This is a genomic window from Paenibacillus sp. GCM10027627, from assembly GCF_042675505.1.
Classification (GTDB): domain Bacteria; phylum Bacillota; class Bacilli; order Paenibacillales; family Paenibacillaceae; genus Pristimantibacillus.
This window is the reverse complement of record NZ_JBHTHB010000003.1, coordinates 151,439-164,339: the sequence shown is the minus strand read 5'-3', so window position 1 is coordinate 164,339 and position 12,901 is coordinate 151,439. Positions and strand designations below refer to the sequence as shown.

The window sequence follows — 12,901 nt, the reverse complement described above, 5'->3', positions numbered from 1 at the left end:
TAGTGCTAGCGTCTAATCGTCACATGGGTGCCAATCGGAACTAGCGATTGCAACTCCAGAACGTCAGGATTGTACATGCGAATACAACCGTGAGAAACCTCGTGGCCGATGGAAGAAGGGTCGTTGGTGCCGTGAATGCCGTACGACGGCCTGGACAGCCCCATCCAAAAAACGCCGAACGGGCCTCCCGGATTGAGTTGTTTGTTCACGATGGTATACTCCCCAGTCGGAGTCTGGGTTAACATTTTCCCAATCCCGACGGGATAAGCCTTGACGACAATATTATTGTCCAACAAGTACAATTGACGATCCGACAGGTCGACAATGATGCGGTAATGGGGCATAGCTTTCCTCCTTTCCTCATTTTATGAGAGGTCGCGGATGAAGGCGTGGGCAAGCAACTTTGTCGGAGGGATGATCGCTTTGTGGCGACCTTCTGAATTCGCCAATTTTTGCATGACAAGCCCGGCAAATTGGGCTATGATAGTCAAGATAATTGAATAGACGGAACAGGTCCATAGATGGAGCTTCATTAAGAACGACATCAATTGGTTAAAAGGGAAGCGAGTGCAAATCTCGCGTGGTCCCGCCGCTGTAATAGAGGAGCCGTTGCAAGATGCCACTGGGTAACCGGGAAGGCTGCAATGACGATGATTCTTGAGCCAGAATACCTGCCTGCCTCCGTACACCGCAAATTCTACGATGGATAGGAGGGTGTTTTCAGGTGCAGGCGATCATGCTATGCGCTTTTTAAACTTCTCAACTCTACCGGGTTGGGAAGTTTTTTTATTTTAATAGAGAGGATTGAAATAGAAATGATAGCTGCAAGACAAAAAATGATAGCATGGCTTCTTATATTCAGCGTATTTTTATCCCTGTTCGCGGGGGCTGGCGTCTCTGTTCATGCAGAGGCAGGAGCAACACAAACGACAGGGTATGTCACAATAGCTGTAGAAAAGTTTACTTTGGGGCAGGGCTATATTTTGGAGCCGGTTAAAGTTCCTCTTTACGAGGGAGAAAACGGTGCGGCTTTGCTCACCCGTGTGCTTGGGGAAGGCAATTATTTGAATAAAGGAACCGTCCAGGACGGCTTTTATTTATCCCATGTGCGGGACAGAGAGACAGGCGCTTTAAATATCCCGTCGTACATCCTGAATGCCGTGATCGCAGCGGGGGGAACGATTGGTTCCAAAAGAGACCCGGTATATCTCGGCGAATTTGATTATTATCCGATGTCCGGCTGGATGTTCATCGTCAACAATGAGTTTTCGCCAGTCGGGTTTTCGCAATATATTCCTCGCGATGGAGACGTTATCCGCAACCAATTTACCGTATACGGATATGGCGAGGATTTGGGATCGCAATGGGGAGTTCCGCTTATTACTCCCGCCAACAAAGATGCTTTGACAAAGGCAGTTGCCGAAATTAACAGCAGCCCTGACAAACAGGCCATGCTCGCGAAAAAGGCGCTTAAGACGGCATATGCCGACGCTTACGCCAAGCTGCAAAACATGGAAAGCACTCAGCAAGAGGTGGACGCGGCGCTGGCCGCTTTGAACGCGGCCATTGAACTGGGCAAGCAGCCGGATAAGGTAAAGCCGGTTATTCAGTTGACGGGACTTGGCTCTTACCAGGTTACCTCATCGAATGAGGTTCAATTTCAAATATCGGTAACGGACAACGTTTACGATTCCGTACCGACGGAAGTGACTTTGAACGGAAGTCCGCTTAGCGGACAGAACGGTCAATATACGGTAACCCTCCCGGGAACGGACAATCAGATTACGGTCAGTGCGGTAGATGGGGAAGGCAACAGGGCCGTCAAATCGGCGTTTGTTCTTCGTTACGCCCCAACATACGCCGAACAATTGAACAAAAACTTGGCTCATATTTTGAGAACGGTCCCTAATCCCGTTTATGGAACCGGCAGCGGCGACTGGTCGGTGCTGAACTTGGCGCGTGCGGGATTTACCGTGCCGTATGGCTACTATAATACGTATTACAGCAATGTCGAAAGAACGGTCATCGACAATATGCTCAGATATGGAGGCAAGCTGCATAGCTCTAATAGTACGGAACATTCTAGAGTTATTTTGGGCTTGTCTTCCACCGGCAAAGATATTACCGCGGTAGGCGGTTATGATCTGCGGGCGGCGCTGGCGGACTATACTTATGTGAAAAACCAGGGCATCAATGGCCCGGTTTTTGCCCTGCTCGCCTTTGACAGTCGCGCCTATGACATTCCTGCGGCTCCAGAGGGGAAAGAGCAAACGACAAGAGAAAAGCTCGTTCAAAACATTTTGGACCGTGAAATTAAAAAAGGAACGGCGGACGCGGGCGGTTGGGCGTTTTTCGGCAGCAGGCCGGACCCTGATATGACAGGGATGGCTATGCAAAGCCTAGCTCCTTATTATGGTTCCAATCCCGATGTAAAAGCGGCCGTTGACCGCGCGCTGCTAAAGCTGTCCCTTATGCAAAATGCGGACGGAAGCTTCTCCAGCGGAGGATCGCCAACGAGCGAAAGCGCGGCGCAAGTCATTGTAGCTTTGACAAGCGTCGGGATCGATCCTAAAAACGATTCGCGTTTTATTAAAAACGGGAAATCGGTTCTAGACTCGCTGCTTTCTTACGCTTTGCCGGGCGGAGGTTTCCTTCATGCTTACCCAACTTCCGGTTCTGCGGGAGCAGCAAACGGCATGGCGACGGATCAAGGCACTTACGCTCTTGTGGCGTACGACAGATTTGTAAAAGGGAAAAACTCGCTCTACAACATGACCGATGTGCCGGCGAAGCTGCCTGAAGAGCCTAAGCCATATCCGCTGCCGGCGGGCAATGAAGCAGCCGTTGTGATCCCTAACGATTATATAGACTATCTGGTACCGATCACGGCTGGGGACAGCGGCAAAACGATCACGATCGACATCCCGAGCGATAAATTTTCCACAACTTATCTTCAATTGCCGCAAGGAGCTCCATTGCCGCAAATCGAAGCGCAAAAGGGCGGAATTCGCGCGATCGTACCGAAAGATACTCAGGTAACCTCTGGCGATACGGCCAAGCTGGAATGGCTGAGCGGGGAAGACCACGAGCAATCCGGTTGGAGAGACGGGATCGCGCCTCTTCTACCTTCAGGCCAAAAGCTCGACTCCGTTGATGCTGTTTTTTCGATGGGCGGAGGAGGAAGAGTTGAGTTTTCCGATTATGTGACGCTTATTTTTACGGGCAAAAGCGGAAAGCAAGCAGCCTATATCGAAAATGGCACAGCACACCTCATTGCTAAATTTGCAAGCGATTCGACCGGCAGAGCAAGCGGGAAGCCGGAATATGCGTATGACAACGGCAGCGATTTAGTCGTAAAAACTAAACACTTTACCGATTTTGCCGCCTATTCGGCAAGTGCTATTCCAACGCCGGGCGGAGGCGGTCCAACCGATCCTCAGCAATATGTCTATTTGTCGGTAGATAAGCACACAATCAACAAAGGTTTTACTTTGTCGGAGACGAAAGTTGAGCTTAAATCCGGAGATACCGCTTGGACTTTGCTGCAGCGGGTGCTTGGCGATAAAGGGATAACCATCCGGTACAAATTTAACAGCCAATATGACAGCGTATATGTGGAGTCCATTGCTGGCGATGGAGAGTTCGACCACGGCATTGGCAGCGGCTGGATGTACAACGTAAATGGCACTTATCCTAATTTTGGGGCCAGCAAATATACGTTACAGCATGGAGATAAGATGCAATGGCGTTATACAACAAACTACGGCAAAGACCTTGGCGTCCATTGGGAACCGGGAGAGGTGCCGGGCGAATCCGGAAATGAAAATGGAAACGGTCAAAATCCTGGGGAATCAGGCGGAGAAAAACCAGAAAATCCAGGAGGAGAGAAGCCTCTCGATTGGAAGCTTAAGTTCACTGACGCAGGCCAGGTTTCTCCTTGGGCGCTAAGTGCGATTGGAAAAGCGGTAACGGAAGGTTCCTTGCAAGGAAGCGATGGCAAGCTTAAGCCGAAGGGCGAGGTGACAAGAGCCGAATTTGCCAAAATGCTCGTGGAGATTCTAGGGTTGACCTTCAATAAGGATGTAACGACCCAATATGCCGATGTTCGTTCGTCGGACTGGTTTTATCCTTACGTTCAAGCTGTCCATCAAACGGGCGCAATGAGCGGTCATAACGGTCTATTCGACCCTAAAGCGCCAATTACACGCGAACAAATGGCCGTGACCGTATCCAGAGCGTTAGATTTGCAGCGAACCGGCAAAGGGACGGCTCTGCTAGATCTTAAAGAAGCTGCAGTATGGGCTCAAAACGATATACAAGCGGTTGTAGAAGCGGGAATTATGCAAGGCTCAGGCGGGCAGTTCCAGCCGAAAGGAAAAGTAACGAGAGAGATGGCCGTTGTTGTAGCCGTCAGAGCTGATGAATACAAGGATAAGAAAGCAGAGGAAACGCAGGAGCAAAACCTGATTGGCGTAAAGAAGGAAGCGATTGATGCCAGCGAGTTTTTGCTTCAGGCCGTTAAGACTCCCGCAGTAAGCAGCATTGGCGGAGACTGGACCGTGCTCGCTTTGGCCCGCGGAGGATATGAGGTGCCGGAAGCTTATTACGCCGGTTATTATGCCGAAGTGGAGCGGACGCTGAAGGAAAAGGACGGCAAACTGCATAACGTCAAGTTTACGGAATACAGCCGTGTCATATTGGCTTTGAGCGCGCTGGGCAAAGACATCACTAACGTAGCCGGTTATGATTTAAGGAAGCCGCTGGCTGATTTTAACGCAGTTGTGAAACAAGGCATTAACGGGCCAATCTTTGCTCTGATCGCTCTTGATAGCAACGAATATGATATCCCAGACGTTCCAAATGTGCAGGAGCGGACGACGAGAGACCGTTTGGTCGATTATATTTTGGGACGCGAAATTGAAGGCGGCGGATGGGCGCTAGATGCCAAAAGCACAGAGCCGGACGTCGATTTGACCGCAATGGCGGTTCAAGGGCTTACTCCTTATTATTCTTCGAATGCACGGGTAAAAGCGGCAGTTGACCGCGCTGTAGCTTGGCTGTCGAAAGCGCAGCTCGCTGACGGCGGGTATTCCAGCTGGAATTCTGCCAACGCCGAAAGCTCCGCGCAAGTGGTAGTCGCTTTGTCCGGCCTTGGCATCGATTCTGCAAGTGACAAACGTTTTGTCAAAAACGGCCGTTCCGTGCTGGCGGCTTTGCTTGACTTTGCGGCCCCGGGCGGCGGGTTTTACCACATTAAGCCCGGAAGCGGCGCGGGCAATGGAGGAGCAAAGCCGGGTGAAGTGGACCTTATGGCTACGGACCAAGCTTTGTATGGGCTGGCGGCGTACATCCGGTATGCCAATGGAAATAACCGACTATACGATATGAGAGACGCTTTTAAAGCGAAGCCGGCTCCAGTGGCGAAGCAAGCGGCATAAATTTTAATTCGACTTGAACCGGGCAAGGGCGGCGATCGCTCTTGCTCTGGCTGTTTAAGGTGGTGCAACGATATGAATAGAAAAAAAGCGGCATTTGCGGCCTTGGCCATTGTCCTCATTCTTGCCGCAGCCTTTTTCTGGGGGGATGGCAGCGGTTCTTCAGGCCCTCCTTCGAGGGGAGCCGGTTCCGACTCGCTTGCGGCAATCGATAAGGGCGGCGGTACGGAGCCGCATACTGACGCTACAACGAAAGCGGGCTTATCATCGGATAGTGGGACAGAGAATACGGGTCCAGCGGAAGACGGATCATCATCGGATGGCGGGGGAGATAATGCAGGCTCAACGGAAGCCGGGGTAGAGGCTTCAGCCAAAGCTGGGGCTGAAGAACGGCCTTCAGCAAGTGGCGGAGAAACGAGCGCTGCCCCTTCTCCCGTTCATGAGGAGTCTTCCAAAGGAGCGCCTGCCACTCCTGGACCAAGCGGTTCCGATGCGATAAACGGAAATGATGACAAGAGTCATACAGGAGGGGGCGCGAAGGCAACAGGGACTCCCGGTGCAGTAGGGGGAAAACTTCCGTCCGCCACGCCTAAGTCGAGCCAAGGGGGAGCGAAGCCTAAGCCGTCGCCGTCCGCAAAGCCGACGAAGGATCCTTATTTGACCGACCCCGTTCCATCTGGGAAGCCAAAGCCGGTTGAGTGGCAAGATACCGAAGTCGACAAAAGCAAAAAGCTTACCGTAACGCTGTCGGTAACGGCTGCGACCATTTTGGACAACTTGGACGAGTTCGATAAAAACAAGCTGGAAGTGCTGCCGGATGACGGGATTATTTTTAAGGCACAGACGGTTGAGTTTTTTGAAGGAGAATCCGTTTTCGACGTCCTGCTAAGAGCAATGAAAAAAAACAAAATTCATATGGAATTTGAAATGACGCCGATTTATAACAGCAATTATATAGAAGGAATTAATAACATCTACGAGTTCGACTGCGGCGAGCTGAGCGGGTGGATGTACAAAGTGAACGGCTGGTTCCCGAACTATGGCAGCAGCCGATATGCGCTCAAGGATGGGGACGTCGTCGAATGGGTATACACCTGTGACTTAGGCCGGGATATTGGCGGAGACGCGGCAGCGGCGGGAAAGGAATAAGATGAGGGACCACTTTTCGGGCTTTCATCCCGCCGTTCAGTTTTTTTATTTTGCCATCGTGCTCTTGTTTGCCATGGTGTTTATGCATCCCATTTTGCAGGCGATCTCTCTTGCAGGCGCAGCCGCTTATTCTATTTTGCTAAGAGGCCGCAAAGCCATTGCGTTTCAACTGCTGTACATGGTTCCCTTCTTTTTAATTGCGGCGGTAATTAATCCTGCTTTTAATCATGCGGGAGTAACGATTTTGTTTTATTTGGACAATGGCAATCCCATTACGTTGGAGTCGATCCTATACGGCTTAGCCACCTCTTGCATGCTTGTAACCGTCATTTTGTGGTTTTCCTGTTACAACGCGGTGATGACTTCCGATAAATTCATTTATTTATTTGGCAAAATCATACCTTCGCTTTCTTTAATTTTTTCGATGGCGCTTCGATTTGTCCCCAGGTACAAGGCTCAACTAAAAGCGATTTCTCAGGCGCAGAAATGTGTAGGCCGAGACGTTTCGCAAGGTAGCCTCCTTGCTCGGGCCCGTAACGGACTGACCATTTTGTCAATCATGACGACGTGGGCGCTTGAAAATGCTATCGAAACGGCAGATTCCATGAAAGCAAGAGGGTACGGACTGCCGGGCCGGACCAGCTTCTCGCTGTATCGGCTCGACGGCCGCGATCGGATAACCCTCACGATTATGGCGGCGCTTTTGTTAATTGTGGCGACAGGCGCGATAAGAGGAGAGACGGCAATGCGCTATTTTCCCTCCATTCAAGCAGCCGAGGGGACGATGTTTGGTGCGGCTTTGTATGCGGTGTATGGGATGTTATGTTTTTGGCCGATCATTATCCATGTGCTGGAGGAAATCAAATGGAGATTTACACAATCGAAAATTTAAACTTCGCTTTTCCCCCCAGCGGCGAGTCGGAGCATGAAAGGAAAGCTTTGTCGGATATTTGTTTGACGATCCATAGCGGTGAGTTCGTAGCGCTTTGCGGTAGATCGGGAAGTGGAAAAAGCACGCTGCTCCGGCAGCTTAAGCCGATTCTGTCTCCCCACGGCAGCCGGAGCGGAACGGTTTCATTTAAAGGAGCTCCATTAGAAGCGCTGGATGATCGGGCGCAAGCGTCGGAGATCGGTTTTGTATTTCAAAATCCGGAAAACGGCATTGTAACGGACAAGGTGTGGCATGAGCTGGCGTTCGGGCTAGAGAGTCTTGGCATGGATAGCCGGACGATTCGGCTGCGGGTGGCGGAGATGGCTAGTTTTTTCGGCATTCAAAACTGGTTTCGCAGGGATGTGGCGGAGCTGTCGGGCGGGCAGAAGCAGCTTCTTTGCTTGGCTTCCATTATGGCTATGCATCCAGAAGTGCTGCTGCTGGACGAGCCGACCTCGCAGCTTGACCCTATCGCAGCCGCCGATTTTTTGGAGACGGTCAAAAAAATTAACCGGGAGTTCGGCACAACGGTCATTATGACGGAGCATCGGCTGGAGGATGTGCTGCCGGGTGCCGACCGAGTCGTTGTTTTGGAAGCCGGAACGATCCTTGCCGACGGCTGCCCGCGCCAAGTCGGAGAGAAGTTGCGTACGGAGGGCCATCCTCTTTTTCAATCGATGCCGACTCCGATGAGGGTTCATGCGGAAGTGCAGGGGGGCGCTTCGGCCCCGTTGACCGTAAAGGAAGGGCGGCAATGGCTGGATCGCTATCTAATCGGGCGGAACAATTCGCCAAAACAGTCAGATGAAGCGGAGCAAGGTCAAGGAAGAACTGAACAAGATCAGGGGATAGCCGAACAAGATCAGCGTAGAGTCGAACAAGACCAGAAACGGCGTTTCGTCCTATCACCGCAAAGTGAAAAACGAAATCTGGCACAGTCGCAAAGTCAAAAGCGTCGTCCCGCCCTGACATTGCGCGAGGTTTGGTTCAAGTACGACAAGCACGGGCCGGATATCGTAAAAGATTTGACGTTGGATATAGATGAAGGACAGCTTCATTGTATTCTGGGAGGGAATGGAACGGGCAAAACGACCATGTTGTCTCTCATCAGTGGAATGAACAGGCCATACCGGGGAAAAGTGCTGCTTGGCGGCAAAAACCCGGCGACTATGGGCGCCAAGGAGCTTTTTCATCGGAACCTTGGCGTCCTTCCGCAAAATCCTCAGTCGTTATTCGTGAAAAAGACAGTTCAACAAGATTTGCTTGAAATAGTGGCGGAAGCTCCGTTGTCTCGGGAAGAAAAGGCGGAGAAAGTGAAGGCGATCGCCGCATTCGCCGAACTTGAGGAGCTGCTTTTGTCCCATCCGTACGATTTGAGCGGAGGGGAGCAGCAGCGGGCTGCCTTGGCTAAGGTGCTTTTGCTGGAGCCGAAAGTGCTGCTGCTCGATGAACCGACCAAAGGACTAGACTACTTTTTTAAAGAAAAGCTGGCACAGCTTTTGAAAGAGCTTGCTTCAAAGGGAACCGCTATCGTCATGGTTTCTCATGATATCGAGTTTTGCGCGAAACACGGAGATGTATGCTCGTTGTTTTTTGACGGCGCCGTCCTAGCTACAGGTCCTGCGAAATCATTTTTTGCGGGCAACAGCTTCTATACGACAGCGGCCAACCGAATGGTCCGCCATGTTTGGGATTCGGCCGTGACGGCAGAGGATGTGATGGAACGATGTCGGTTATAGAGAAGGTAACGAAAGCGAGGCCCGCAAGCCGAAGAGCTTTTTTGGCGGCCTTTCTCATTTTTATCGCCATTCCGGCGACTATATTATTCGGCATTACGGTGCTCGACGATCGGAAATATTACTTTATTAGCCTGCTTATTATTTTGTATACGCTCCTCCCATTTGCGATTGTGTTTGAAAAGAGAAAGCCGAAAGCCCGGGAGTTGATCGTCATTGCGGTTATGTCCGCCATTGCGGTCGCTGGACGAGGAGCCTTTTTTATGCTGCCCCAGTTCAAGCCGGTGGTCGCCATTGTGATCATTGCGGGCGTCAGCCTAGGTGCGGAAGCCGGGTTTTTGGTAGGCGCGATGGCGGGATTTGTATCCAATTTCTTTTTCGGGCAGGGCCCGTGGACTCCATGGCAAATGTTTTGTTTTGGTTTAATCGGGTATATTGCCGGGCTGCTCGTCTCCAAAGGGCTTCTTGTCAAAACAAAGCTGGCTTTGTGCGCATTTGGAGGATTGGCTACTTTCGTTATATACGGGGGAATTATCAATATAAGCTCGCTGACGATGTTTTCCTCTTCTTTTTCCTGGCCGGCGCTTATCGCCGTTTACGCTTCAGGGTTTTGGTTCGATTTGGTACATGCGGCTGCAACCGTTATCTTTCTTTTTTTCCTGTCCAAACCGATGCTTGAGAAGCTGGAGAGGATCAAAATCAAATATGGACTGCTCGAATGAAGCTTTGCGCAGCTTGTCCTTGGTACGCTTGAAGGAAAGGCCCATTCCAACCGGAATGGGCCTTTCGAATGGTTGACTAAGAGAGAGTGGATCATGTCTGAATGCATGGAGGGTACATTTCAGACTTTAACTACCATTTGCCGCCGTAGCCGCCTCCGAAGCCGAAACCGCAGAAGCTACAAGCGATGATCACCAACAGGATGAAAAGAACAAGGATCGCTCCAACGTTATCTCTTCCATAAGCACCACCAACGCAACCGGACATTGTTACATGCACCTCCTTACGTCTTGAGTACACTGTAGGTTATGCGCCTCTGGTTACATATGACTGGGTATTTGCCTCCCAAGACAATAAACTTCGGCTAATGCCTAGAAAAGCGGACAAGTGCGCAAAAAGTCGGGCGTTGTCGCGGTGACCGTCAACAAAAGTGCGGGCATTAGGCAAAAATGTGCAAACGCACAATTTTCCGAAACGCCTATACAACTTGGGGGGAAATACATAGGATACTGTACATTAACAAAAAGGAGATGACAAAATGAGCTACGCAGCAAACGTTTCTGGCGGCGCAAACGCGCACTACCCTGTAGCCGGTGCAGGATATGGCGGTTACAACTCTGTAGGAGCCATCCTGGTACTTTTCATCCTGTTGGTTATCATCGCTCGCACTCTCTGCTGGTTCTAATTTAACAGCAAGAGAAGCAGGATCAATCATCTCACTTTACAATGCGCCAGATGAATGACCCATAGCAAAAATCCCCAAGCGAACTTCGCTTGGGGATTTTTTGTTCTCGCCTTTGCTAAGTCGACTACTCGCGAACTTCAGCAATAAGCTCGATCTCAACTGGAGTGTGGAAAGGCAAGTCGCTTGTTCCGATTGCGGAACGGGCGTGGCGGCCGCTTTCGCCGAATACGTCGATCAGCAGCTGGGAAGCGCCGTTAATGACATACGGTTGGTCGCCAAAGCCTGGTGCGCTGTTAACGAAAGCAAGAATTTTAACGACTTTTACTACGCGGTCCAAATCGCCAAGATGCTGCTTCATAGCGGCAAGAAGGTTGATTACGACTTGGCGAGCCGCCTCTTGGCCTTGCTCGATCGTCAGATCAGAGCCAACTTTGCCTTCATACATAAGAACGCCGTCGATGCGGCAGTCGAAGCCGGATGTATAAATCAGGTTGCCGGTTTGATTAACCGTTTTGTAAAGAAATTTTGGCTCCGCCAATTCAGGCAATGTAATTCCAAGCTCAGCAAGGCGTTGTTCGATTTTAGACATGAGTAAGTTCTCCTTTAAATTGGTTTTGTAATGGCGAAGCTGCCTTCTAATGATGGGAGCAGCAATGCTGCGCCCGGATGAGGGAGCCTTCGCGTTTATGCGTATGGACGCCATTCTGCATGGTCAGTTGGCCTCCAACAACAACATGAGTAATGCCGGTTGGGAATTGGCGCGGATCGGCAAAGGTAGCCGTATCCTGGATCGTATTCATATCGAACACCGTAATGTCGGCCAAATAGCCCGGAACGAGCAGGCCGCGCTTACCAAGCTTAAAGCGCTGCACAGGGAAAGAAGTGAGCTTGCGAACGGCTTGCTCCAGCGACAACGTTTTGTCCTCGCGCACATATTTCGCGAAGACGCGAGGGAATGTGCCGTAGGTGCGTGGATGCGGCTTGCCGATTTCGCAGTTTAGACTGTCGGATGCAATCAATGATTTTTCGTATCCGATCACCTGCTTGACGTCGTCATCGGACATATGGAAGTAGACGATCGCAATTTGACCGCTTTCCTCCAAAAGCAAATCCATCATACAATCGACGGGATGCTGTCCGCGCATTTCGGCAATTTCAGCAATATGCTTGCCTTCAAGCGGCTTGTTCGCTTCCGTCTGAACGGCGGAGACGATGACGCTGTTCCAGCCTGTGGAGCAAACGAGATTGTCCCAATCCTTTTGTTCATGGCTGAGCTCCTCTTTAATTTTTGCTCTAAGGCTTGGATTGCGGAACGCTTCGAGCGTTGCCTCAATTCCGCCTTCCAGCACCCAAGGAGGAAGGACTGTTGTGAGCGTCGTCGATCCGGCATTGTACGGATAGACGTCGACCGTGACGTCCATTCCGCGGGCTCTAGCCGCCTCAACCAGTTCGAGCGCATCGAGCACTTTGCCCCAGTTGGCTTTGCCCGCTGCTTTCAAATGGCTGATATGGAGCGAAATGCCCGTTCTTTCGGCGATCCAGATCACTTCCGCAACCGATGGGAGCAGATTGTTGCCTTCGCCACGAATGTGAGTGGAGAGCAAGCCGTTATATTTCGGAAGAACGCTGCACAGCTCGGCCAATTCTTCGCGGGATGTATAGCTGCCCGGGGCGTAAAGCAAGCCGATGGAAAGACCGATGGCGCCGGCTTTCAGGCCCTCCTCCAGCAGTTCTTTCATCTTAACGATTTCGGCCGGTGAAGCCGGACGGTTCTCAAAGCCCATGACCGCTATACGAAGAGCGCCGTGGGCAACATAGGTAGCGATATGCTCAGAAATAAGCGAGTTTGCAACATGGTCCATATATTGGCCAACCGTTTCCCAAGGCCATTCCCAGCTTGTGCTGCCGATAACGGGCTGAATATACGTTTTCAGCGCATCCGCCTTGCTGCGGACATAAGGAGCCGGCGCAAGGCCGCAGTTGCCGACAACTTCCGTCGTGACGCCTTGCTGCAGCTTAATGTCGCTGCCGGGATTGTCCAAAATCATAAGGTCGGAGTGGCAATGGCCGTCGATGAAGCCCGGCGAGATGATTTTGTGACCTACGTCAATCACGTTATGCGCTTCCTGGTCAATGCGGCCTACCGATACGATAACGCCGTCCTTGACGCCTACGTCGCCGCGAAACCACGGATTTCCGGTACCGTCGACGATGTTCCCGTTTTTCAATACTAAATCCAGCATGT

At 51.2% G+C, this 12,901-nt stretch carries 10 protein-coding genes and 1 riboswitch; of the genes, 6 read left to right on the top strand and 4 right to left on the bottom strand.

The window, feature by feature from the left end:
* Window positions 1-5 precede the first annotated feature (5 nt).
* A complete protein-coding gene (locus ACFQZE_RS12530) occupies window positions 6-344 on the bottom strand; it encodes a L,D-transpeptidase (protein WP_379357344.1) in 339 nt (112 codons plus the stop codon).
* 151 nt (window positions 345-495) lie between these two features.
* Window positions 496-693: riboswitch (cobalamin riboswitch) on the top strand.
* Window positions 694-815: 122 nt separating this feature from the next.
* Here ACFQZE_RS12530 and ACFQZE_RS12525 point away from each other — a divergent pair.
* The 5 genes from ACFQZE_RS12525 (at window position 816) to ACFQZE_RS12505 (ending at window position 9,973) form a co-directional block, all read left to right on the top strand.
* Complete coding sequence (locus ACFQZE_RS12525; protein ID WP_379357342.1) at window positions 816-5,438, top strand: S-layer homology domain-containing protein; 4,623 nt, start codon at window positions 816-818, stop codon at window positions 5,436-5,438.
* 72 nt (window positions 5,439-5,510) lie between these two features.
* The gene (locus ACFQZE_RS12520) at window positions 5,511-6,584 is read left to right on the top strand and encodes a DUF4430 domain-containing protein (RefSeq protein ID WP_379357340.1); all 1,074 of its coding nucleotides are present in this window, start codon (window positions 5,511-5,513) and stop codon (window positions 6,582-6,584) included.
* Between the two features lies 1 nt (window position 6,585).
* Window positions 6,586-7,476, top strand: coding sequence for an energy-coupling factor transporter transmembrane component T (locus ACFQZE_RS12515; protein WP_379357338.1), 891 nt, complete (start codon window positions 6,586-6,588; stop codon window positions 7,474-7,476).
* A complete protein-coding gene (locus ACFQZE_RS12510) occupies window positions 7,449-9,254 on the top strand; it encodes an ABC transporter ATP-binding protein (RefSeq protein ID WP_379357336.1) in 1,806 nt (601 codons plus the stop codon). The genes ACFQZE_RS12515 and ACFQZE_RS12510 overlap by 28 nt, the downstream gene beginning before the upstream one ends.
* Complete coding sequence (locus tag ACFQZE_RS12505; protein ID WP_379357334.1) at window positions 9,242-9,973, top strand: ECF transporter S component; 732 nt, start codon at window positions 9,242-9,244, stop codon at window positions 9,971-9,973. Before ACFQZE_RS12510 ends, ACFQZE_RS12505 begins: the two co-directional genes overlap by 13 nt.
* 130 nt (window positions 9,974-10,103) lie before the next feature.
* Here the strand turns inward: ACFQZE_RS12505 and ACFQZE_RS12500 are convergent, their stop codons facing one another.
* A complete protein-coding gene (locus tag ACFQZE_RS12500) occupies window positions 10,104-10,238 on the bottom strand; it encodes a YjcZ family sporulation protein (protein WP_379357332.1) in 135 nt (44 codons plus the stop codon).
* 271 nt (window positions 10,239-10,509) lie between these two features.
* On the opposite strand from ACFQZE_RS12500, the gene ACFQZE_RS12495 reads away from it, so the two are divergent.
* Entirely contained in the window at window positions 10,510-10,656 is a 147-nt protein-coding gene (locus ACFQZE_RS12495; RefSeq protein ID WP_379357330.1) for a hypothetical protein, read from the top strand.
* 124 nt (window positions 10,657-10,780) lie between these two features.
* On the opposite strand, the gene ACFQZE_RS12490 is transcribed toward ACFQZE_RS12495, so the two are convergent.
* Together ACFQZE_RS12490 and ACFQZE_RS12485 are read right to left on the bottom strand one after the other, a co-directional pair.
* The gene (locus ACFQZE_RS12490; protein WP_379357328.1) at window positions 10,781-11,245 is read right to left on the bottom strand and encodes a RidA family protein; all 465 of its coding nucleotides are present in this window, start codon (window positions 11,243-11,245) and stop codon (window positions 10,781-10,783) included.
* Window positions 11,246-11,291: 46 nt separating this feature from the next.
* Window positions 11,292-12,899, bottom strand: a complete 1,608-nt coding sequence (locus ACFQZE_RS12485) for an N-acyl-D-amino-acid deacylase family protein (protein ID WP_379357326.1) — start codon at window positions 12,897-12,899, stop codon at window positions 11,292-11,294.
* Between the last annotated feature and the right edge of the window lie 2 nt (window positions 12,900-12,901).